This window comes from Larkinella knui, assembly GCF_003858645.1.
Taxonomy (GTDB): domain Bacteria; phylum Bacteroidota; class Bacteroidia; order Cytophagales; family Spirosomataceae; genus Larkinella; species Larkinella knui.
Genome location: NZ_RQJP01000003.1, coordinates 718,036 through 740,116 on the forward strand (window position 1 = coordinate 718,036; position 22,081 = coordinate 740,116).

The window sequence follows — 22,081 nt, forward strand, 5'->3', positions numbered from 1 at the left end:
TCATCATTCATTATTCATCATTCCCAAAAAAACTGTGGCTCGTTTTTCAAGATTAGATGTTTACCAGACCATTCGGCACGTGCCGGTGGTACCGGTTTTTTACCACGCCGACGCCGATGTTTGCCGCGAAGTGCTGGGAGCCTGCTACCGGGCCGGAATCCGGGCGTTCGAGTTTACGAACCGGGGCGATTTTGCCCATGAGTTGTTTGCGGAACTAGCCAAAAGTACGGCCCGCGATTTTCCGGATCTGGTGCTGGGTGCCGGAACACTCCTTGAAGCCGGAACGGCGTCCCTTTACATTCAGTCAGGGGCTAATTTCATCGTTGGACCGTCGTTTCACGAGTCCATTGCCCGCACCTGCAATCGCCGGAAAGTAGCCTACATGCCCGGCTGCGGCACGCTGACCGAGATTTCAACGGCGGAAGAGTTTGGCGTGGAAATAATTAAGGCATTTCCCGGCGACACCCTGGGACCCGGTTTTGTAAAAGCCGTGAAAGGTCCGATGCCGTGGACGAGCATCATGGTGACGGGTGGCGTCGAACCTACTAAAGAAAGCCTGAGTACCTGGTTTCAGGCGGGCGTTACGGCCGTCGGAATTGGCTCGCAATTGTTCCCGAAAGACGTATTGAAAAACCGGCAATTCGACCAGATTGAAACCAAGGCGAAAGAAGTGATCGCCATTCTTCAGGAGTTAAGCGTGGTGAGTTAAAAGTGAAGAGTTGGGACAGAATTACGGATAGAGTTAGCGTGCGTCAGCCAACTCATAATTCTTCACTTATAATTCTTCACTCCCAACGCTTCACCAGATTGCGCTCTATGCGTTTAAGATTTACTTTTACACGATTAGTAACACTTACTGCCTTTCGATACCAGAGAGCAACGTATCCATCATCATGACACCACTGAATCGTTCGAACCATCCGGCAACCATCCACCCTGAGCGCGTACTGCAATTTGGTACGGGCGTTTTGCTGCGTGGCTTACCCGACTATCTGATCCATAAAGCAAATGAGCAGGGGATTTTCAACGGCAGCATTGTCGTCGTTAAATCAACCGGCGGGGCAACGGATGAATTTGCCGAACAGGACAGTTTGTATACGGTGGTCACCCGCGGTATTCAGAAGGGCCAGTCGGTTGATAAACACACGGTGGTGTCGGCCATCAGCCGCGTTATTTCGGCGCAGGACGATTGGAAAACCGTGCTCGACGTGGCTAAAAAACCGACGTTGCAGATCATCATTTCCAATACCACCGAAGTCGGAATTCAATACGTTGCGGAAAGTATTTTTCAGAATCCTCCGCAGTCGTATCCGGCCAAACTGACGGCTTTTTTATACGAACGATTCAAGAATTTCGGGGGAGGACGCAGCAAAGGGCTGGTGGTTATTCCCACCGAATTAATCACCGATAACGGGTTGAAACTGCGCGATATCGTTGAGAAAGTTGCCAAACACAACGAACTGGGCAAGTTGTTCATGAAGTGGCTGAAATACCACGTTCGTTTCTGCAACTCGCTCGTCGATCGCATCGTACCGGGCAAACCCGACGCAGAAAGTATGCAACAGCAGCACAAGGCGCTGGGGTATGAAGACAAACTGCTGATCATGGCCGAGCCGTACCGCTTATGGGCCATCGAGGGCGACGACCGCGTCAAGAGTGTCTTGTCCTTCGCCAAAGCCGACCCGAATGTCATCATCGATGAAGACATTAATTTTTACCGGGAACGCAAACTTCGTGTCCTGAACGGTGGTCACACCATCAGCGTCCCGCTGGCGTATCTGCTCGGTCTGGAAACGGTCAATGAAATGATGCAACACCCGCTGATGGGGCGTTTCGTTGAAGAAGTAATTACGCAGGAAATTGTCACGACTTTGCCCCAGTGGATGATTCCGGAAGAAAAACCGGACGCAGTTCGTGAATTTGCCGCCGACGTTCTCGACCGGTTCCGCAATCCGTACATCGAGCACTTGCTGCTAAGCATCACCTTGCAGGAAACGTCTAAAATGCGCGCCCGGAACCTGCCGACCATCCAGCGTTATCTGGAGCAACAACAACAGGTTCCGCAGCGGATGGCCCTGGGATTTGCCGCTTATCTACGCTTTATGAAAGCCGTCCGGTTGGAAAAAAGCACCTATCTGGGCGAAACCGCCCTCTCTACCGGTGGCATTGTGTCTTACCCCATTCGGGATGATTATGCGGAATATTTCTACACCATGTGGCAGAAAGTCGATGTACACGATGCGGCTTCCGTCCGAAATTTCGTTCATGCCATCTGTGACGATTCGGCCCTGTGGGAAACCGACCTGAGTGTATTCACGGGGTTTGCGGACGCCGTTTCCGAACACCTCAACAATCTGCTGACCCTGGGCATCGAAGCAACCCTCGAACGCCAGATGGTGTCGGCAGAATCTACGACCAGCGGCTCAGGAATTGATTGAACGTTTCCTTGTGCTGGTCACTTACCGGAATCGTAGCGGCTCCAATCTGGATGGTATTGCGCGTTACGGCTTCGATTTTGTCGAGCGCAACGATGAACGATCGGTGGACGCGCATAAACCGCCGGGAAGGGAGTTTGTCTTCCAGGGCCTTTAAGCTGGTCAATGACAGAATTGGCCGCGAAACGGCTTCGGGGCGGTCTTTCCGCAGGTGCACTTTTACGTAATCTTTCAGCCCCTCGATGTAGAGAATATCATTGAATGCAATCCGAACCAACTGATATTCAACTTTCAGGAATAAATATTCTTCTTCCGGTTCGGGCACGGACGGCAGGGTAATCGTGGGCCGGTTGATGAGTTCAAAATAGGCGCGTGCCTTGTTGGCAGCCCGCAAAAATTCTTCGTAATTAAACGGTTTTAGGAGGTAATCCAGCGCATCGACTTTATAGCCTTCCAGGGCGAAATGATTGAAAGCCGTTGTAAAAATGATCCGCGGGGCACTGCCGGTCTGGTTGCGCTCCAGAACCCGGGCCAGTTCCATTCCCGTTAGATCAGGCATCTGAATATCCAGAAACAACAGATCGACCGGATGATCGTGGAGCCCTTGCAAGGCTTCGACGGCACTGCTGTAACGTCCGGCCAGCGTAAGAAAGGGCGTCTTGTCGATGAACGCACACACCAGCCCGAGAGCCAGCGGTTCGTCGTCAACTGCAATACAAGTTAAGGTCATGACAGTTGCAGGTTCAGATGAACCAGGTACTCGTTTTCGGGGGTATCCTCTATAACCGAAAGTTCATACCGTTCGGGATAGAGCAGGTCGAGCCGCCGACGCGTGTTGGTGAGGCCGATGCCACTGCCGACTTCGAGTGACTGATTTTTTTCGGGAAAGATCGTATTTCTCACTTCCATTTCCAACTTCGATCCCTCCTGATGAATGATAATGCTGATGCGGCTGGGCATCATGGCACTGACGCCGTGTTTAAAGGCATTTTCGACAAACGGCAGTAACAACATCGGCGCCACGGGCACGTCCCTCAATGGGGTAGGCTGTTCGAGCGTCACGGTTACTTTGTCCGTTAGCCGCAGCTGCATCAACTGAATATAATCCTGAACAAAGTCGATTTCTTTGCTCAGCATCGTCGTGTCGTTACCGGTTTCGTAGAGCACATACCGCATCATCCGCGACAGCCGGTGCAGGGCTTCCCGCGAGGCTTCGCCGTCGATTAGCGTCAGGGCGTAAATGTTATTGAGCGTATTGAAAAAGAAGTGCGGGTTGATCTGGGCTTTCAGAAAAGACAGTTCGGAGCTCACCCGGGCCTGCTCCAGACTAAGCCGGAGCCGGGCATCCTCCTGCCACTTCTGAACCGAAGCGATGCTGGTGCCGATTCCGAGCATGAGAAAGGTGGTGACCAGAACCGACTGGCTCCAGCCCCAGATGTTGCGCGGTTTGCGCACTCCGCCCTCCGGGTGAAAAGCCCGGAACATCAGCTCCGGCAGATTAAACCAGGTATCGATATTGAAGAGCAGGATTAAAACCGTTGCTGCGGTTATTACCAGCGAAAAGACATACATCCCGGTTTGGTCGCGGAAAAGTAGCCGGGGCACCAGCACGAGCGTGTTGAAGTAAAAAGCACCAACCAGAAGACAGAAATAAATGCCCTGCTTAACCCAGAATATCGGAGGTAATGTAACATCCCAGTTCAGTGGCTGATAAACCAGTAAGGCAAAACCGAGGAGGCCCCAGGCCAGTACATGGATCAAAACCGGCACATTCCGGCGTAACGTGAGTAGATTCATGGGACGCTATAATTGTGGGCACTATTCCCAAGTTAACGGATTTCTTCTATAAATGACAAAACAACCTGGCATCAAATGAAACCAGGTTGTCCAACTACCATCTCTATTAAAAATATCTATATGTATCGCCCGACAAAATCATACAGTGAAGGTGTAGAAGCGGTTAACGGCGTCAATTGATTTACAATCATACGTCACAAAAATCAAAACCGCCCCGGAGAATCGACTAATTGGCAGCTTGTCCCGACCAATAGCCAATTTTTACCTATTAGCTCCCTCTTCCGGTTTATTCCGAACAAAGCGCCCCGGTTCGCAGCACTTATCGGTCAGATCCAGCTTTTAATCGACGTCCCTAACTCGCTGGTATATTGCGTTTTGCGGACCATTTTATCCGGTGTTGTTTTGTCCAGTCGATCAGCCGCCAGCAGGCCGCTAACCAACAATCACTTCGTTTCACGTAAAACAACGACTATAATGAAAACCGCATTCGCTTCCCTCTTCATCGCTTTCGCCATCAGCGCATCGTCCGTTAGTTTCGCCAGCACGACAGGCAAAACCGACGATTCGGCCCCGTTTCAATCCTCCGTGGTTGCGTTTCCGTCTTCCATGAAAATTGATGTAGTCGTCGAGAATATGGAAAACGCCCACGTAACCATCCGTCTCATCGACAGGCTGGGCGTTACGCAGGCTACCCAATGGCTGAACAAACACGAAAAAGCCGTCCGTACCCGTTTTGACATCAGTGGCCTGACCGATGGCGTTTATACGATCGTGGTTTCGGACGGTGCCACCACGCAAACGAAAGAAATCAATATTTCGACCAACGTCCCCACCCCCGCTCCGTACCGAACCGTTTCGATCGGGTAATTTCAGGACCCTGACACCGGTCAATCGGCTCGTGTCAGGGTCCTGATGACTCAAAGTCCCTTTTGAGTTCATCGGTAAAATGACGTCATCCGGCGATGTTCCCGCCCTTTTAGTCTATTCCATTTTCCAGACTACTCCCACAAGTGTTGATTTGCATATTCATTGTCTAATGAACTCAAGCTCATGAACAAGTTTTCCCAGTCTCTGTTTTTTGTTGTATTGATCCTGGCCGCCGTCCAGACATTCGCTCAGTTTCCGGGCGGGGGCGGACCGGGTGGTGGTTTTGGCGGTCAGCGCGGTGGTATGCCGGGCCAAAATGGTCAGCAAAAAGAAAAAACATTCATTCCCGGCACCGCCGACGACGACAAACCACGCGGCAATGGCAAGATTTCGGGGGTGATTATGGACTCGACTTCCAACAAACCCGTCGAATATACCACCATTGCGCTGATGGACATTAAAAGTGGTAAACCCATCGACGGAACGACGGCGGATGGCAAAGGGCAATTCGTCTTAGGTAAACTGGCTCCGGGCGAATACAAACTCCAGTATTCCTTCATCGGCTACCAGAATAAATTATCGGCTCCCATCAAAATTGAAAAAGGATCGAATATCAACGTCGGCGTCATCAAACTGTCGCAGGATGTTCGCCTTTTGGGCGAAGTAACCGTGACGGGTCAGGCGGCTTTGATTGAAGAGAAAGTGGATCGGCTGGTTTATAACGCCGAAAAAGACATTACTTCCAAAGGTGGTGACGCGGCCGACATCATGCGGAAAGTGCCGATGCTGAGCGTCGACCTCGACGGCAATGTCAGTTTGCGCGGTAGCAGCAACGTCCGGGTTCTGATCAACAACAAACCGTCGACGATCGTGGCCAGCAGCGTGGCCGATGCCTTGAAGCAGATTCCGGCCGATATGATCAAGTCGATCGAAGTGATCACCAGCCCCTCCGCCAAATACGATGCCGAAGGGTCTGCCGGTATTATCAACATCATCACCAAGAAAAACACCTTGCAGGGCGCTACGATGAACGTCGACGTCGGCACGGGAAACCGGAGTTCGAACCTGAACCTGAACGCCAGCTACCGCCAGGGTAAAATGGGCTTCAACCTGGGCGGTTTTGGCCGGGCCATGTATAACGTCAAAGGCGCGTTCAACAGCACCCAAACTACGGTTGGTCAGATGGGAACTACCACAACCATCCAGTCTGCCGACACCCGTCAGGCCGGTATGTTCGGGAATTACCAGCTGGGTTGGGATTACGACATCGACAAAAACACGTCGTTAACCGCCAGCCTGCGCTACGGGATGCGGAACATGATCAACTACCAGGACAACCTGCAAACACTTTCGTACATCAATCTGCTGGCCAACATGTCGGGCCGGAACGTGAAAACGAAAAACCTATCGGGTACGGTCGATGCCAACGTCAGCTACACGAAGACCTACAAGCCGAATCAGGAATTCAGCGTTCTGGGGTTATACAGCCGCAACAACAACACCAATAACTTTGTGGCAGAATTGCTCAAAGGCACGGATATGCAAACCATTACCAGCCGTCAGCGCAACGACAACCTGAGCTACAACCAGGAATCGACCCTGCAGATGGATTACCAAACGCCGATCCGAAAAAATCAGTTGCTGGAGTTTGGTGGCAAAGGCATCTTCCGGAACGTAAACAGTGATTATCAATACTTTACGACGGTTGGCGATAACGAAAACTATCAGGTGAGCCCGATTCAACCGGCCAATACGCTGAACTACGACCAGAATATTATGGCGACTTACGTGGCGTATACGTATGCTTCGAAGACGAAATGGACGTTGAAAGCCGGCGGTCGGTACGAGTACACATTTATCAAGGCGCGTTTTAGTAACGAGCAGGGCAGTGATTTGAGTGATATTCCGGACTACGGCGTTTTTGTACCGAGCGTCAACCTGTCGAAAGGATTGAAAGGCGGAAAAATCATTAAACTGGGGTATAACCGCCGGATTCAACGGCCGGGCATCCAGTTCCTGAATCCCAACATCAATGCAGCGAACCCGCTCAACATCAGCCAGGGTAACCCGTATTTGAAGCCTGAATTTACCGACAATGTGGAATTAGGGCTAAGTGGTCAGATTAAGAAATTCTACATGAATGCCACGCTGTTTGCCCGCCAAACCAATAATTCCATCACCAATGTGCGGGATGTGCGTCAGGTCAATACCGGAACCGTGGAAAATCCGGTTTACCAAAACGGGATCAGCAGCACCTATCAAAACATCGGAAAGGAAAATGCCTACGGGGTGAATTTGTTCACGAACGTGACGCTGTTCTCGAAATGGCAGCTCGGTGGCGGTGTCGACCTCTATCATACTTCTCTGACCAACAACAACGCCAGTGCCATCTACGGCGCTTCCAACTCGGGCTGGGTCATTGGCGGCCGGTTGTTCACGAGTGTAACGCTGAAAAACGGCTGGGGAATCCAGGGCTTCGGCGGTGGCCGCGGACGGCAGATTCAGTTGCAGGGCTACCAGGGCAGTTTTGCCTTCTACAACCTCGGGGTCAAGAAGGATTTCAACAACAAGCGGGGCAGCGTGGGTCTGAGCGCGGAAAACTTCTTCAATCACCCGTTCAAAGTACGTTCCGAGTCGATATCACCAATTCTGACGCAACAAAGTGTCAACAGCATGTATAATGCCGGGGTTCGCGTGAATTTCTCGTATCGTCTGGGTAAAATGAGCCTCGATGGTTCCGGATTCAGCTTCGGCCGCAAGAAAAAATCCATCAACAACGACGACCAGAAAGGGGGCGGTGACGACAATGGCGGTGCCCAACAACCAGCCCAACCGGCAACCGGCGGTGCTCCGGGCGGACGTCCCCGTCAATAATCCAGTTTGACTATTCCTGAATTCCAACCGAAAAGATCGACAGAACCGCTTGGTTCTGTTGATCTTTTCAACCTACAATCTCACCTTTTAACCAACCTCTCTATCATGAAAACCAACCCAATTGTAGCCGGTTTTTTAGCCGTCCTGCTGTTGACCACCACCCCGCTGATCACCATCGCCGGCGCTAACGGTCCCGGGAAACGTTCCGAGAAAACCATTGCCAAAACCGTTACGTACGCGGTCGACACCGAGCAGAGCACGGTGGTCTGGAACGCCAAGAAAGTGGGGGGCGAACACACCGGGAACATCAAGCTATCCAAAGGCGAGTTCGTTTTCAATGGCAACAAATTGACGGCGGGTAATTTCACGGCCGATATGACCACGCTCAGCGAGAATAAAAACAGCGAGCGCGTGGTTAACCACCTGAAAGGCGACGATTTCTTTTCGGTTGAAAAAAATCCGACGGCCGCTTTCAAGATTACCAAGCTGGACGCCATTTCGGGTGCCAAAACCGGTGAGGCCAACTACAACGTTACCGGTGATCTGACCATCAAAGGAACCACCAACCCGATCACCTTCCCGGCGGTTGTCAAAGTTTCCGGCGACGCGGTCGAAGCAACGGCCAAGCTGGTGGTCAACCGGTTAGCGTACGACATCAAATACCGGGCTGCGGTAATTGGTACGGCGGCTGATAAAATTATTGAAGATACGTTTTCGCTGGACCTGAAGCTGGTCGGGAAGAAATCGAAGCCGATGTAATCCGGGCAGCCGTTTGCTCATTACCTACTGTCATTCATTGTCAGAAAGAGTTTACCATTTTCATTGATTACTTACGTTAACTAATCAAAAGGGAAGACTTTTTCTAACAATGAATGATTTCTTGTTTGAACCAATACTCAACAAACCACAATTAAGGCTAACCATCTATGATGAACTATAAACGCTATTTGTCAAAATCGCTTTCGATTTTACTCAATACATCGCTAATCGCCGGATTGGCGTCGTTCACGATTCAGGACAATCCCAGGGATCAAAAACCGGATGAAAGCCGGTTTACGCCGGTCGTCATTGCCGAAAACCTGGATGAGCCGATGGTCTTTGAAGTTCTCAAGGACGGGACGGCCTACATCATCGAACGCAAGGGGGCCTTCAAGAAATACGACCCGGCCACCAAAACCGTCAATCTGATTGCCACGATTCCCGTCAATACCAAATACACCAGCGCCGAGGGCGTTTCGCGGGAAGCGGAGGAAGGGTTGATGGGCCTTTCACTCGATCCGAATTTTGACAAAAACCACTGGGTTTATCTGTACTACGCCCACCCAACCGAAAAGAAACACCTGCTGACCCGCTGGGATTTGCGCGATGACAAACTGATCACCGGCTCCGAAAAGGTGCTGCTGGAAGTGACCACACAGCGCGAAGTTTGCTGCCATACCGGTGGCGGAATGACCTGGGACAAAGCCGGTAATCTGTACCTGACCGTTGGCAACAATACCGGAAATCAGCAGGCGGCCCAAACCGATGAGCGGCCCGGCCGGGCCAGTTGGGATGATCAGGGACACGCCGGAAATACCAACGATCTGCGCGGCAAAATCCTGCGAATCCACCCCGAGCCGGATGGTTCATACACCATTCCGGAAGGCAACCTGTATCCGAAAGGAACGGCCAAAACGCGCCCGGAAATTTACTCGATGGGCCACCGCAACCCCTGGCGGATTGCGGTCGACAGCAAAACCGGTTTTGTTTACTGGGGTGAAGTGGGTCCCGATGCCAACGAAGATTCCGAGATTGGTCCCCGCGGCTACGATGAATTGAATCAGGCTCGCAAACCGGGTAACTTCGGCTGGCCGTGGTTTGTCGGCAATGACCAGGCTTTCCCGGTTTTTGATTACGGCACCAACAAACCGCTGGAAAAGAAAGACCCCAAAAAGCCCGTCAATACGTCGCCCAACAATACCGGTTTAACGGAATTGCCGCCGGTTGCGCCGTCCTTTATTTATTACCCCTACGGCGTTTCCGAGAAATTTCCGCTGGTGGGCAGCGGGTCGCGCAGTGCGACCGGCGGACCGATTTATCACCGCTCCGATTTCAAAGATCCCAAGCGTCCGTGGCCAGCCTATTACGAAGGCAAATGGATTGCAACCGACTTCTCGCGGGGCTGGATCATGGCCATTACGATGGACGCAAACGGCGATTACAAATCCATGGAGCGGGTGTTGCCCAATTACCGCCCCGTTGAACCGATCGACATGAAGTTCGGTCCGGACGGCGATTTGTATACCCTGGAATACGGCAGCAACTGGTTCCGAAAAAGTGACAACTCCCGACTCGTGCGGCTGGAATACAACGGCGGAAACCGGAAACCGCTCGTTCAGGCATCCGCCAGCAAAAAAGGGGGAACGGTGCCTTTTCAGATTACTTTGTCGTCGGAAGGCAGCAAGGATTTCGATGGTGACGCCCTGAAATACCAGTGGAAAGTGGCTTCGGCCGGTGGTGCCGCCCGCGTCTTTACGACCGCCAACCCGACGGTTTCCTTCGACAAACCGGGTGTATATACCGCCACCCTGACGGTGAGCGATCCGAAGGGGGCCAGCAACAGCCAGTCGGTTAAAATCATCGCCGGAAACGAGCCGCCCGTCGTTGCGGTGAATGTGGTCGGCAACAAGTCGTTTTACTTTCCCGACAAACCGATTCAGTATTCGGTTCAGGTGACGGATAAGGAGGATGGCAGCACGGCGAAGTCGAACGCGAAGCAAATCAATCCGGGCCGGGTTGCCATGAGCATCGACTATACGTCGGAAGGTTTCGACTACGCCGAAGTGGCGCAGAGTCAGCGGAGCGTCGATGCCTCCACGCAATTCGCTGTGGCCCAGACGCTGATCGGTCAGAGCGACTGCAAGGTCTGTCATCAGGTGGCGACCAAATCGGTCGGTCCGTCGTTCAACGATGTGGCAAACCGGTATAAAGGCAAGCCGGAAGCTGCCGATCATCTGGTCAAAAAAATAATCAATGGCGGTGGTGGTGTCTGGGGTGATGTGGCCATGCCGGCACACCCGGCCATGTCGACCGCCGATGCTGCCGCTATCGTCAAATACATTCTGAACAGTACCGAAAAGACGCTCAGTACCCTGCCGCTGGAGGGCAGTTATACCGTCAACGTTCCGCAGGGCGATAATGGAAAAGGCTCGGTCCTGGTGCGGGCGGCTTATACCGACCAACCCGTCAAGGCGATTCCCTCCCAGACGTCGGAAAGCCAGATTATTCTGCGAAATCCGGAAGTGAGCCCCGCCGACGCGGAAGTGAGCAAAGGGGTGGATATCAAGGCGCGGGGCATGGGAGCGGGTGTCAGCCTGATGGCTTTCTCCGGAGGCTACATTGGGTATAAAAAGCTGGATCTGACCGACATCAAACAGCTTGACCTGGTGGCTTCGGCCCAGAAACGCGAAGGCAGCGTTGGGGGAACGGTTGAGATTCGTCTGGATTCGCCAACGGGCGAAGTGATCGGCAAAACACAGGTTGAGGTGGCCCAGCCCAGAGCCGCCAACGCGGCACCAACCGCAACGTCCATTCAGATCGCCGGGGGAACAACCGCCAGTGCCGGAACGGGTGCGACCACCACTGCACCCAAGTCTACGACGGCAGCGGCACCCGCTTACACGCCCCGTGGCCCGGCTCCAATCCGGGTCGATCTGAAAGAAACCAACGGCGTGCACGATGTGTATCTGGTCTTTAAAAACAGCGATGCCAAGCCCATCGAGCCACTTTTGTCGCTGTCCAGCATCAAGTTTAGCCCGGTGAAGAAGTAACTTTCAAATCCATTATGAGCATGTCATCCCGAAGAGAGTTTCTAAAAAATTCCGGAGCATTCGCGTTGAGCGGTCTGCTGGTACCGGCTTTCGCGCGTGCCAGTTCGCTGACCGGTTTGCTGGCTTCGGCCCCCATCGGTCTGCAGTTATACACGATCACCCGCCTGATGGCCGACGATCCGAAAGGCACTCTGCAAAAAGTGGCCGCCATCGGTTACAAGGAAATTGAAACCGCGGGTGGCCTGAAAGAAGGCTATTATGGCTTTAAAGCCAAAGAATTCAAATCCATCGTTGAAGACCTGGGCATGAAATGGCGGGCGCACCACGCGGGTGGCGCTCCCTTCCGGCCCCGGGTTCCGCCCAGTGTGGGTGGAGCACCCGTCGGGGCTACACCGCCCTCGGCTGGCGCCCCACCGGTAAATGCCGATCGCCAGGCCCTTTTTGCGGCCATGGCCAAGCGGCCCAACCTGCGGGATAACTACCAGCAACTGGTTGACGAAGCCGCCGAAGGCGGGCTGAGTTACCTCGTCTGCGCCAGTACGCCCGTCAGCACGGTGGATGAAATCAATAAATCCATCGAGGTGTTCCAGAAAACCGGTGAAGCCTGTAAAAAAGCCGGTATTGCGTTTGCCTATCACAACCACGCCACGGAGTTCGATCCCGTCGATGGGGCCGGGGCAACGGCTGCCAAAACGCCTTACGAACTGATTCTTTCCCAGACCGATAAGGAGCTGGTCAAGATGGAACTGGATCTGGCCTGGGCCACCAAAGCCGGTAAGGATCCTGTTGCCTTGTTCAAGGAACAGCCGGGCCGGTTTCCGCTCTGGCACATCAAGGACATCAAACAGGATCTGAAAACGATTACCGAGGTGGGCAATGGCGTGGTCGATTTCAAGCGCATTTTCACAGCGGCCAAAACGGCGGGCCTGAAGTATTATTTCGTAGAGCAGGACGGCGCAACGGGTGTCGAAAACATTTCGACCAGCTACCAGAATCTGGCCAAAGTACTGGCGTAAGGACTGATTCGGGGAGCCGGATGCGTGGTTATCCGGCTCCCCAAATCGTTTAACTAAAGGCCAGGTTTCCTTCCTGCAAAGCTTTCCTGTACTTCTCTTTATTGAACCGGAAGAGGTACGGTGATTTGAAGGCCCCTCCCCTTCGCTGTTCTTCCAGCCGTTCGATGATCCCCAGCGCCCGCATCTTTTTGGAAAAATTTCGCGGATCGAGCGAGCGGTTCAGGATGGTTTCATAGAGCCGCTGCAACTCCGGCATGGTGAATTTTTCGGGTAACAAATTATACCCGATGGGTTGCCAGCTCAGCTGAACCCGCAAAGTTTTGAGCGCCACTTCAACAATGTGATTGTGATCGAAAAGTAAAGCGGGCAGGTTTTCGACATCCCACCAGCGGCATTCGTCCGTCAGAAAATCGGCAGCAGGCGTCACTTTCGAAAAATCGACCAACGCAAAATAGCCAATCGAGACGGTTCGGTCGGGCCACCGGCGGGTCGAAAGATCAGGCCAGTTTAGCTTTTGGCTAATTTCCTGCCGATTATACCGGACATCCTCGCCAAAGGTGTGAAATTGTTGCAGAAAAAGCTCATTGATTCCGGTTCGTTCCTCCAGAATCCGCTGCGCAGCGACATCGACCGATTCCTTCTTGTAAATAAAACCGCCGGGCAATCCCCACTCCTCGGTTTGTTTCCAACGCAATAGCAAGACTTTCAGCTGATTATCGTAAAATCCGAAAATAACACAGTCGATCGAAAGGCCCAGAATACACCGCTCATCAACCTCCTTAAAGAACTCTGCCAGCTGTTTTTTGTAATCCATAGGGAAAAAATAAAAAATAACCTGTATGTATTAAATACATACTCAATATTTATTTTTAGGTTGACGGTTCAAAGGGTAGACCAGCCCGGCCGTTCGGCAAAAGCCGAAGTTTTTGAGTGCGGTTACCAATTTCAAAACAGACACGCTCCAGCATGAAACAAGTCCCAACCCGACTATTCCTGTACTTTCTGTTGCTGGCCCCCATACCGGTGACCCGGGCGCAACAGGCTCACGTCAATTTAGACTGGAATCCGCACAAAAATACCCAGAATCTGAACCCATTTGGCGCTAACGTCATTTCACCCGAGGTAAGCGACGATCATAGGGTGACTTTCCGGCTGAAAGCACCCAAAGCGCAGGAAGTCCTGTTGACGGGCGGGCCGATACTGCTGGCGCTCAAAGCCACCAAACCCGTGCCGTTTAAAAAAGAAAACGATACGCTCTGGACGCTGACGGTTGGGCCCGTGCAGCCGGATATTTACGTCTACAAATTGATCATCGATGGCGTACCGGTGGTTGATCCCAACAATACCCTGACCGGTTTTTCGGACCAGCCCGGTTATAGCCAGCTGGTGGTTCATGGCACTGGTCCGGCTTATTATGACGCCCGGAAGGTACCACACGGTATGGTAACCCGCCACATTTACCACTCTGACGCGCTGAATGGTGAACGTGAAATGTACATCTACACCCCACCCGGTTATAATCCGAAGAAGAAATACCCGGTTTTATACCTGCTCGGTGGCAGCGGAGAACTGGCATCGACCTGGGCGCTGGACGGCCGGGCGAATTTCATTGCGGACAATCTGATGGCGGAAGGCAAAGCCGTCCCCATGATTATTGCTATGCCGAACAACCAGGTGATTCACCGCAGCGATCCACGTCATACTGAGCTGACGTTCAAGCTCTTTGAAGAAGAATTGCGCAAGCAGATCGTACCCTACGTCGATAAGAACTACAGCACGCTGGCCAATCCCAAAGGCCGGGCGCTGGCGGGGTTGTCGATGGGCGGGCGGCACACCCAGCTCGTCGGTTTCAACTGCCTGGATCTGTTCAGTTCGTTCGGCTGCCTGAGCTCCGGTGACCTGAATACCGAACAGGCCAGCGCGAAGTTTCTGAATGATCCGGACATCAATAAAAAGGTGGATTACCTCCTGGTTGGGCAGGGAACCGGTGAGGTCGCTACGATTGGGCTACGGGCCGTCGCCTTACACGAAGCGCTTCAGAAACACAACGTCCGGCACGACTACTACGTCGGTGGCGATGGGGCACACGATTGGGGAACCTGGCGGCATTTGCTGTATTACCGGCTTTTACCCAATCTCTGGTCAAAGAAATAATTCGCCCGTTCACCGGGTAAGGATGAATTGAATCCCGCCCGTTGACTGAGTTCAGCCGGGCCAGGTCCGGTTGGTCCGGCCATCGATCGAATGTTTACCGGGGCCGACAAAATAGATGGTCAAATAAATCAGGAAGTATAAAAGCGGCAGTTCTTTTTTTCCGAACGGGTCGCTCCCGTGGGCAAATATGGTAATTACCAACGTATTGATCATCAGGACCAAAGCGGCCACGCGGGTCTGAAAGCCGAGGAGAATCAGGATAGAGGCAACAAATTCGGCCAGCGTTGCCAGGAGCAGCGACGGTGTGCTTCCAATACCAATGGGATCGCCAAAATTGAAATTACCCGCCACTATTTTAGTGAATTTGGGCCAGCCATGCGTCAACATCAAAGCCGAAACACCCACTCGTAGCACCAGCAGCGCGATATGCACCATCGATGGACTGGCCTTGGTTCCTAACAGTGGTTTCATAGAAAGGTCGTTTTGTTTTTACTGCTAAACGACCATTTTATGACACTTGTTTCGTTATCGCTTTTCCGGCTTAAAACTGATACAATACCCGGGCCCGCAAACCGGCCGAAGTCCGATTGAGCGTAAACGGTGAAGTAGACAATGGATTCGATAGGTACGGGCTCGCCTGAACGGCCCAGTGACTCCATTGTTTTTCGACGGCAATGCTCACCAGCATGCTATTGTACCAGCCGGTCGGGCACTTGGCATAAAACGTTACCGGGTTAAACTCATTCGGTCCTTTCCGGTGCGTGAAAGTGACGTATTCACGGGCTCTCAGGCTGAAACTGGCGCCAACGGAAGGAATGATCGTAACCGAATTTCCCAGGGGCATTCGATAACCAAAAGTGATCGGGAATTGCCACGATTTCCCTTTTTGGTTGATATCGAGAATCTCGGTGCGCGGATCTGCAGGCGGTACTTTACCGGGAAAATCACCCCGGAAATCGCTCCTCCGTTGCACATTATACTGAATGTCGCTCAGAAAATGGTCTCCGGCCAATCGCAGTTTGCTCAAGCCAAGGCCAACCGTCAAATGATTTCCGAGCAACACCTCGCCCGCCAGTCCAAAACCCGATTGACTCCCGCCGATTTCGGCACTTCCCCCGATTCGGAAACGGACAAACCGTTGCGGTTCTTCAATAACCGGTTTGGCCGCCGACGAAGTAACAACCGGCGAAGACGTGGTCAACGGCCGGATTCGGCGGATCCGGCGCTGGTAGTTTTCGGCGTAATAATTTGAATCAAATTCGACAGGTCGGCTCTGTAGCGGCTTCCAGGAAATCGATGCAGTTTCTGACGAACCCGTCGTTGACCCGGCAGTTCCGGTCTGATGGTCCGAACCCGGTGCTCCGGACGACAAGGGCCGCGTGGTTTCAAAACCGGGTGGTTTCTGGTTCCCCGAATACCGCTCATTTGGGCGGTTCCAGCGGTCGCCGGACGGTTTTACCGAATTTCCGGTTGGCGTTCCATTCCGGTCAGGTTGTTCGGAGGGCTCACGTCCGGTAGTCGCTGGGTTGGGTTCGGTCAACTCTTTCGCCTGCGTGAATCGTTCGTTGGATCCGGTTTTTTCCGGCAATGGGGTTGCCTCCGGCCGAACACGATCTGATTTCTGGCGCACGGTTGGTTCCGAATCGTTGCGGCTTAAATCCGTTGCGGAATCATCGGTTTCCAACCGGTCGGGACCCCTCCGATTATCCTGCGAACGATAGTTGGGCCCGGAAGGCAACAACCGGGGTGTCGGAATTTCGCGCGTGATGTACACCGTATCGGTTTTTGGAAGCTGGGCCACGGTCGTTTCGGGCTGCGCCTGTTGCAGAATCGTTACGGTATCCTTCAGGGTCCGAACGGTTTGCTCCAGTTTCTGATTGGTACGGTATTGCCAGACTGTAAGAATCAGCAAACCGGCCACGGTGGCCGCACTCAACATCGGCACCAGCCAGTGGGTGGCCGCACCGCCGATGGAAGGCACGCCGTTGCGACGCAGAAAAGAACGGAGTTGCAACCAGTCGTTTTCACGGTATGGAGGGTCTATTCCCTCCAGCTTTTCTCGTATAGTTTCTTCAAATTTATCAGTTTTCATAGTAACGAATAGGAATCGCAGGATCGGATGGAAACAGGTGTGGATAAGCAGACCGGATCGCCTGCTGAAGACGTTGCCGCGACCGCAAAAAATGGGAACGGATCGTGGCTTCGTTGCTTTGTAACACCTCGGCAATTTCCCGAAGGCTGTAGCCATCGACTACATGCATCGAGAATACGGTTCGATAAGCGGGCGGCAGTTGCTGCACCAGCGCCAGAATTTCCTCCGCCGAAATCCGGCCAATCACATCGTCGTCGAACGGCACATCCTGTCCGGCTTCCAGCGCGCTCATGTCCAGTTTGTGGTATTTGCGGTAATAACTGATGGCCGTATTGATCAGAATTGACCGCAGCCAGGCCTTGAAAGGATGCGAAGCGTCGTATTGGTGCAGCCGTTGAAATACTTTCAGAAAACTTTCATTCAACACTTCTTCCGCTTCCTCAACCGTGGCCGAATACCGTAGACAAATGCTTTTGGAGTAGCTGTAAAATTTTTTAAACAAAACACGCTGCGCCTGCGCATCGCTGTTACGGCAGGCTTCGATAACACTGTCAATATCGTTTTCCGCGAAGGAAGGGCGCTTTCGGAAGAACAAGGCCGTAACGATTTTAAGTAAATGATTCACGCATACGATTTCCAATACGCCAATCCGGAGCCGACTGTTGCAGCCGTGAGCAACTTTTTTTTATTTTTTTTTGACACCTCAATTTCAACATTTTTTTTCGATTAAGGCTGCAACGGTGCCGGTTTTCGGGGCGTAATGTCAGTTGTATCGTCGGAAAAACCGGATCGACTCGACGCCGGGCGGTTTCATTTCGACTCCGAACCAGAAATTAACAGGCAATGAAAGTACATCTGTTGGTCATTGCGGATAGTCTCCATTACGACTCGGGCTTAAACTCCCGACAAAGCTATATCGACCAGTTTGTGCAGCAGCTTGAGCGCGGGGGTCAGGAAGTGGCCGTGACGTATTACGCTCCCATGGCACTTTGCACCATCGCGGAGGTGTTGCAGCGTGTTCCGCTCCGGCGCTATGATCTGATCATTTTGCAGGTTGCCAACCGCCATCTGCGCGATTCCCGGCTGGCACTCCGGCCCACGGCCGGTGGAAAACTCCTGGAACACCTCATGGCCTGGAAGTTACGCATCCAGTCCTTTCTGGTCACCATCCGGCCCCTGAGCGAAGTCCATGCGCATTTGTCCACGATTCTGGAAACCCTCCGATTTCACCGGGCGCGGGTGATTCTGATGACGCCCTTTCCCCACCGCGAACCGGTCAGCGGCTGGTTACGGCGAAAAGGGAGCGCCATTCTGAAAAGTGCCTGTAGACACCGCGGTTTCCGGGTTTTCGACGTACAGTCGCTGATCGATTCCCGCGAAGAATTTTTCATCACCGGCGACCGCGAACGTCTGAATGCGATCAGCCACGAACTGATCGGCCGACGGCTTTATGATTTTTACCGGACCGAGCCGAGCATTACCACCGGCCATTTGAAACTCGATACGTAATTCTCCACCAATCAATACCAATCCATAACGACTGCAAAACCATGAAAAAATCCCTTTTAATTGCACTGACTGTGCTGGGCGCGTGTTTGTACGGCTGTAATCAGAGTCAACAATCCGTCAGTCCAGATTCCGATTTGTCCATTTCGGCAACCAGTACCGCCCGTTTAAGCTCCGACAGTTCCGGTTTTTTTTGCAGGAAGAAAGTCACCAAAATAGCCGTAACTGACCTCCCGGCAGCGGTAAGCAGCTACATCACTTCCAAGTATGCCGGTGCTACCATCGACTATGCCGCTAAAGATGATACGGGCAATTTCCTGGTGGCCATTACGCAAAACGGCGAACCTAAAGCGCTGTTGTTCAATGCCGATGGAACCTTTAGTGAAGAATTAGCCCTGAAAGGCGGACCGGATGGCAGAGGACCCGGCGGAAAAGGGGGCCCACACGGAAAAGGCCCCGGTGGTAAGAATGGCAGCCTGGAACAGATCGCAGTTGCCGACCTGCCGGCCACCATTACCAGCTACATCACGACGAACTATGCGGGTGCGGAACTAAAAACCGCCGTTAAAGACAGCACCCGCGGTTATCTGGTCATGATTGTCGTGAGCAATCAGGCGAAAACCCTGCTGTTCAACCCGGATGGAACGTTCAACAAGGAAGTAGCCAAACCGGTACACGGTAAATTCACCGCCGTGGCCGTGGCCGATCTGCCCGCTGCCGTCACAAAATACGTAACCGATACGTATCCCGGTTCGACGATTAAAGATGCCGCCAAAAATGAGGACGGCCAGTTCGTGGTCATGGTGAAAACCAGCGATGGAAAACCGGTTGCTCTGCTTTTTGCGGCCGATGGCACCTTTAAGGAGGTGTTAAAAATGCGCCGTTGATGCGTGGATTCCCCATCCTTTCTGGCTCCGTAGAAAGGATGGGGAGTTCAAAACCCAATCCGATTAGCGGTTACCCCTACAAAACCTGAAAAAACCTATGAAAAACAAACTGCCGATTAAATCCACCTGGTGGGGAATGGCATTGCTATCCGTTTGGCTGCTGTCGGCCTGCCGCAAGGAAACTGACATCGTTACGCCGACGACCAGTTCAACCGCAACGACGGAAAACCAGACCATCGATAAATGGATTCTGGAAAATATGCAGGAGTATTATTACTGGAATGACAAGATTCCGGCAAATCCGGACCTGACGCTGGCTCCCTCCGATTTTTTTGATTCACTGCTGTATTCGTACGACGCTACCGCCCGTCCTGACGGCGACCGGTTTTCGTGGATCGAGGAAAATGCGGATGATCTTTCGGCATCGCTGAGCGGAGAATCCACCACAACCGGAATGGAATTTACGCTCTACCTGCGCTCGCAGGGATCGACCAGCGTCATTGCTCAGGTTTTGTACGTTTTGCCAAACTCACCGGCGGCCGCTGCGGGTTTCAAGCGGGGGGATATTATCAGCAAAGTAAACGGTCAAACCATTACCACCTCCAACTACGCTTCCCTGCTCTACTCGGGCGCTACGACGTTTTCGTTCGGTCTGGCCTCGGTTCAGAACAGCACGCTGGTGGACACCGATGTGGCTCGTTCGGTAACAGCGACCACCTTTCAGGCGAATCCGGTATTTATGGATTCGGTGTATACCGTTGGCGGAAAAACCATTGGCTATCTGGTTTACAACCAATTTGTGCCGGCACCCAACAACAGCAACGGGTCGGAATACGACGATCAGGTAGATGCCATTTTCAGCAAGTTCAAGGCCCGAGAAGTCAATGAACTGGTGCTGGATCTGCGGTATAACCCCGGCGGCTACACCTCGTCATCGGCCAATCTGGCCAGCCTGATCGGTAAAAATATTGATAACACCAAAGTGTATTTCCGGGAGGAATGGAATTCAACCCTGACACCTTATCTCAAGCAGCAATACGGAGATGCGTTTTTTCTCCAACGGTTCGTGACCAAATCCCAAAACATCGGCGGCAATCTCCAGCGGGTTTTTGTGTTGACGACGGATGGAACAGCTTCAGCCAGCGAGCTGATTATCAACGGGCTGCGGCCTTATATGACCGTAACGACCATCGGCACGACAACCTATGGCAAAAATGTGGGGTCTATTACGATAGTCGATGATTCCGGAAAAATTAAGTGGGGTATGCAACCTATCGTCTTCAAATCCTTCAACAGCCTGGGCCAGTCCGATTATTCAACCGGTTTTACACCCACCGTGGAAGTACAGGAACCGCTCAATCTGCTGCCGCTCGGCGACGTGAATGAAGCGATGCTGAACGAAGCCCTGTACCAGATTACGGGAAACCGCACCGCCCGGCGGGGTGTTGCCGAACCCAACCACCTGACCAGCCTGGGTTCGTCGATCCAGCGCAAGGCCGGCGGTGGCCGGATGATCAAAAGCCTGTCAAACTTTAAACCGATCAAGCTATAAGCAACACCTGTAAGCTGGCCCTGTCCCATGAAAACCGCTCTGACAACGTTCTGGCTCTCCCTCATCATCTCCCCCGCTTTTTCGCAGGGAATGACCGACTATTATCGCCCTCCGGTTGAAACCGTTGGCGATGACCAACCGGAATGGCGTTCAACCCGAACGCGCCGAACGGAACTGACGCAATTAGTGGCCCGCTACGGAGAAGCGTATATACGCGAGCGTTGGTATGTGGGTGGTGATGGTTTTTTTCGGACGGATCAGAGTCAGCTCGACCAGACTTTCAACGGGTTGATCAGTACAAAAGCCACCATTCGAACCGGCTGGAGCGCCCTCGTGGGCTGGGTTGGCAACGAACGCTGGGCCCTGGAAGGTGGTTATGCCCGCTCAGCGATTCACAACACGCTGGTCGTTGGCAGCGGCTCGAACGCCCTCGACCTCCGGTTTGAGAACAACAAAAACGGCTACGTTATCCGGGGAAAACGGCTCCTGCGCTTTGGCAACCGGGCCGCCCGGCGCTCCGGAGTATGGCTCGGAGCCGGTTTGTGGATGATTCCTAACAACGGCCGCCAGTTGAGTAGCTTTCTGGTTGAAGGATATACCTACAGCGGTTCCGGGGGTGGCTACCGTCGCCAGCCGAACCGCACGCAGATCGATACCATTCAAATTTTTGGCGAAACCCGCCTGAGTCCGAACGTGAGCGGTTTGGCCGAAGCGTCGGCGGAATATACCGTCAAACTCGGCGGACGGGCCGAATTGAGTTTTTTTGCCCGCAAATACTGGGGACTTGACCCTTCAATCACCACCAACCTGATGTACAGTGTCAACCACGGAGCGTCACAAGCCGCCGTTCTTCGGAGCGATGGCAGCGGCTGGAGCGTAGGCGTATCGTTGCGGTATGTCTACGCGCTCCGGTATGACCTGCGAAAAATGCCCGGTATTTTCAATCTGCGGGGCAACCGGCCGGAATCAGCCCCCGCTAAACGACGAAGTAATCAGCTCTAAAGTCCATGCTTTCCGGTACTCGAAAAAAAATAGGATCTGCCCTTTCTGTTCACCGCTGCCAGTCCGGCAGCGGATTTTTCTATGTAATCA

Annotated in this window: 18 protein-coding genes; 12 read left to right on the forward strand and 6 right to left on the reverse strand. The window is 52.9% G+C overall.

Annotated features, from left to right (window positions below; genetic code table 11):
• Nucleotides 1-34 precede the first annotated feature (34 nt).
• Both EHT87_RS17025 and EHT87_RS17030 read left to right on the forward strand, forming a co-directional pair.
• Nucleotides 35-709 carry a bifunctional 4-hydroxy-2-oxoglutarate aldolase/2-dehydro-3-deoxy-phosphogluconate aldolase gene (locus EHT87_RS17025; protein ID WP_124907852.1) on the forward strand — a complete coding sequence of 225 codons (675 nt, stop codon included), beginning with the start codon at nucleotides 35-37 and terminating at the stop codon, nucleotides 707-709.
• 184 nt (nucleotides 710-893) lie between these two features.
• Nucleotides 894-2,438, forward strand: coding sequence for a tagaturonate reductase (locus EHT87_RS17030; protein WP_124907853.1), 1,545 nt, complete (start codon nucleotides 894-896; stop codon nucleotides 2,436-2,438).
• Here EHT87_RS17030 and EHT87_RS17035 read toward each other — a convergent pair.
• Both EHT87_RS17035 and EHT87_RS17040 read right to left on the reverse strand, forming a co-directional pair.
• Nucleotides 2,410-3,165, reverse strand: a complete 756-nt coding sequence (locus EHT87_RS17035) for a LytR/AlgR family response regulator transcription factor (protein ID WP_124907854.1) — start codon at nucleotides 3,163-3,165, stop codon at nucleotides 2,410-2,412. The two genes, EHT87_RS17030 and EHT87_RS17035, sit on opposite strands and share 29 nt — an antisense overlap.
• Entirely contained in the window at nucleotides 3,162-4,232 is a 1,071-nt protein-coding gene (locus EHT87_RS17040) for a sensor histidine kinase (protein ID WP_124907855.1), read from the reverse strand. The genes EHT87_RS17035 and EHT87_RS17040 overlap by 4 nt, the downstream gene beginning before the upstream one ends.
• Before the next feature lie 474 nt (nucleotides 4,233-4,706).
• Between EHT87_RS17040 and EHT87_RS17045 the strand changes: the two genes are divergently transcribed.
• The 5 genes from EHT87_RS17045 (at nucleotide 4,707) to EHT87_RS17065 (ending at nucleotide 12,798) form a co-directional block, all read left to right on the forward strand.
• The gene (locus EHT87_RS17045) at nucleotides 4,707-5,099 is read left to right on the forward strand and encodes a T9SS type A sorting domain-containing protein (protein WP_124907856.1); all 393 of its coding nucleotides are present in this window, start codon (nucleotides 4,707-4,709) and stop codon (nucleotides 5,097-5,099) included.
• 183 nt (nucleotides 5,100-5,282) lie between these two features.
• Complete coding sequence (locus EHT87_RS17050; protein ID WP_124907857.1) at nucleotides 5,283-7,973, forward strand: TonB-dependent receptor; 2,691 nt, start codon at nucleotides 5,283-5,285, stop codon at nucleotides 7,971-7,973.
• Between the two features lie 105 nt (nucleotides 7,974-8,078).
• Nucleotides 8,079-8,732, forward strand: coding sequence for a YceI family protein (locus tag EHT87_RS17055; RefSeq protein ID WP_124907858.1), 654 nt, complete (start codon nucleotides 8,079-8,081; stop codon nucleotides 8,730-8,732).
• Between the two features lie 170 nt (nucleotides 8,733-8,902).
• Nucleotides 8,903-11,782 (forward strand): PQQ-dependent sugar dehydrogenase, encoded by a 2,880-nt coding sequence (locus tag EHT87_RS17060; RefSeq protein WP_374756032.1) that lies wholly within the window; start codon nucleotides 8,903-8,905, stop codon nucleotides 11,780-11,782.
• A gap of 20 nt (nucleotides 11,783-11,802) precedes the next feature.
• Nucleotides 11,803-12,798 (forward strand): sugar phosphate isomerase/epimerase family protein, encoded by a 996-nt coding sequence (locus EHT87_RS17065; protein ID WP_124907860.1) that lies wholly within the window; start codon nucleotides 11,803-11,805, stop codon nucleotides 12,796-12,798.
• A gap of 49 nt (nucleotides 12,799-12,847) precedes the next feature.
• Here the strand turns inward: EHT87_RS17065 and EHT87_RS17070 are convergent, their stop codons facing one another.
• Entirely contained in the window at nucleotides 12,848-13,612 is a 765-nt protein-coding gene (locus tag EHT87_RS17070) for an NUDIX hydrolase (RefSeq protein ID WP_124907861.1), read from the reverse strand.
• 152 nt (nucleotides 13,613-13,764) lie between these two features.
• Here EHT87_RS17070 and EHT87_RS17075 point away from each other — a divergent pair, with 152 nt between their 5' ends.
• A complete protein-coding gene (locus tag EHT87_RS17075) occupies nucleotides 13,765-14,952 on the forward strand; it encodes an esterase (protein ID WP_124907862.1) in 1,188 nt (395 codons plus the stop codon).
• Nucleotides 14,953-15,003: 51 nt separating this feature from the next.
• Here EHT87_RS17075 and EHT87_RS17080 read toward each other — a convergent pair whose 3' ends face one another.
• The 3 genes from EHT87_RS17080 to EHT87_RS17090 all read right to left on the reverse strand — a co-directional run bounded on the left by EHT87_RS17080 (nucleotide 15,004) and on the right by EHT87_RS17090 (nucleotide 17,639).
• Nucleotides 15,004-15,423 carry a DoxX family protein gene (locus tag EHT87_RS17080; protein WP_124907863.1) on the reverse strand — a complete coding sequence of 140 codons (420 nt, stop codon included), beginning with the start codon at nucleotides 15,421-15,423 and terminating at the stop codon, nucleotides 15,004-15,006.
• A 70-nt stretch (nucleotides 15,424-15,493) separates the two neighbouring features.
• Complete coding sequence (locus EHT87_RS17085) at nucleotides 15,494-17,044, reverse strand: hypothetical protein (RefSeq protein WP_124907864.1); 1,551 nt, start codon at nucleotides 17,042-17,044, stop codon at nucleotides 15,494-15,496.
• On the reverse strand, nucleotides 17,034-17,639 hold the full coding sequence (locus EHT87_RS17090) for an RNA polymerase sigma factor (protein WP_124908145.1): 606 nt from the start codon (nucleotides 17,637-17,639) through the stop codon (nucleotides 17,034-17,036). The genes EHT87_RS17085 and EHT87_RS17090 overlap by 11 nt, the downstream gene beginning before the upstream one ends.
• Nucleotides 17,640-17,887: 248 nt before the next feature.
• Between EHT87_RS17090 and EHT87_RS17095 the strand changes: the two genes are divergently transcribed.
• The 4 genes from EHT87_RS17095 (at nucleotide 17,888) to EHT87_RS17110 (ending at nucleotide 21,991) form a co-directional block, all read left to right on the forward strand.
• Complete coding sequence (locus EHT87_RS17095; RefSeq protein ID WP_124907865.1) at nucleotides 17,888-18,553, forward strand: SGNH/GDSL hydrolase family protein; 666 nt, start codon at nucleotides 17,888-17,890, stop codon at nucleotides 18,551-18,553.
• Nucleotides 18,554-18,594: 41 nt separating this feature from the next.
• Nucleotides 18,595-19,437: a PepSY-like domain-containing protein gene (locus EHT87_RS17100; RefSeq protein ID WP_124907866.1), complete on the forward strand. Its 843-nt coding sequence runs from the start codon at nucleotides 18,595-18,597 to the stop codon at nucleotides 19,435-19,437.
• 97 nt (nucleotides 19,438-19,534) lie between these two features.
• Entirely contained in the window at nucleotides 19,535-20,989 is a 1,455-nt protein-coding gene (locus EHT87_RS17105) for a S41 family peptidase (RefSeq protein ID WP_124907867.1), read from the forward strand.
• 27 nt (nucleotides 20,990-21,016) lie between these two features.
• Nucleotides 21,017-21,991, forward strand: a complete 975-nt coding sequence (locus tag EHT87_RS17110; RefSeq protein WP_124907868.1) for a hypothetical protein — start codon at nucleotides 21,017-21,019, stop codon at nucleotides 21,989-21,991.
• Nucleotides 21,992-22,081: the final 90 nt, after the last annotated feature.

Excerpts from the sequence above, each read along its gene's own strand:
- EHT87_RS17030 (WP_124907853.1), top strand. The coding sequence starts at position 894 with ATGACACCACTGAATCGTTCGAACCATCCGGCAACCATCCACCCTGAG.
- EHT87_RS17035 (WP_124907854.1), bottom strand. The coding sequence starts at position 3,165 with ATGACCTTAACTTGTATTGCAGTTGACGACGAACCGCTGGCTCTCGGG.
- EHT87_RS17040 (WP_124907855.1), bottom strand. The coding sequence starts at position 4,232 with ATGAATCTACTCACGTTACGCCGGAATGTGCCGGTTTTGATCCATGTA.
- EHT87_RS17045 (WP_124907856.1), top strand. The coding sequence starts at position 4,707 with ATGAAAACCGCATTCGCTTCCCTCTTCATCGCTTTCGCCATCAGCGCA.
- EHT87_RS17050 (WP_124907857.1), top strand. The coding sequence starts at position 5,283 with ATGAACAAGTTTTCCCAGTCTCTGTTTTTTGTTGTATTGATCCTGGCC.
- EHT87_RS17055 (WP_124907858.1), top strand. The coding sequence starts at position 8,079 with ATGAAAACCAACCCAATTGTAGCCGGTTTTTTAGCCGTCCTGCTGTTG.
- EHT87_RS17060 (WP_374756032.1), top strand. The coding sequence starts at position 8,903 with ATGAACTATAAACGCTATTTGTCAAAATCGCTTTCGATTTTACTCAAT.
- EHT87_RS17065 (WP_124907860.1), top strand. The coding sequence starts at position 11,803 with ATGTCATCCCGAAGAGAGTTTCTAAAAAATTCCGGAGCATTCGCGTTG.
- EHT87_RS17070 (WP_124907861.1), bottom strand. The coding sequence starts at position 13,612 with ATGGATTACAAAAAACAGCTGGCAGAGTTCTTTAAGGAGGTTGATGAG.
- EHT87_RS17075 (WP_124907862.1), top strand. The coding sequence starts at position 13,765 with ATGAAACAAGTCCCAACCCGACTATTCCTGTACTTTCTGTTGCTGGCC.
- EHT87_RS17080 (WP_124907863.1), bottom strand. The coding sequence starts at position 15,423 with ATGAAACCACTGTTAGGAACCAAGGCCAGTCCATCGATGGTGCATATC.
- EHT87_RS17085 (WP_124907864.1), bottom strand. The coding sequence starts at position 17,044 with ATGAAAACTGATAAATTTGAAGAAACTATACGAGAAAAGCTGGAGGGA.
- EHT87_RS17095 (WP_124907865.1), top strand. The coding sequence starts at position 17,888 with ATGAAAGTACATCTGTTGGTCATTGCGGATAGTCTCCATTACGACTCG.
- EHT87_RS17100 (WP_124907866.1), top strand. The coding sequence starts at position 18,595 with ATGAAAAAATCCCTTTTAATTGCACTGACTGTGCTGGGCGCGTGTTTG.
- EHT87_RS17105 (WP_124907867.1), top strand. The coding sequence starts at position 19,535 with ATGAAAAACAAACTGCCGATTAAATCCACCTGGTGGGGAATGGCATTG.
- EHT87_RS17110 (WP_124907868.1), top strand. The coding sequence starts at position 21,017 with ATGAAAACCGCTCTGACAACGTTCTGGCTCTCCCTCATCATCTCCCCC.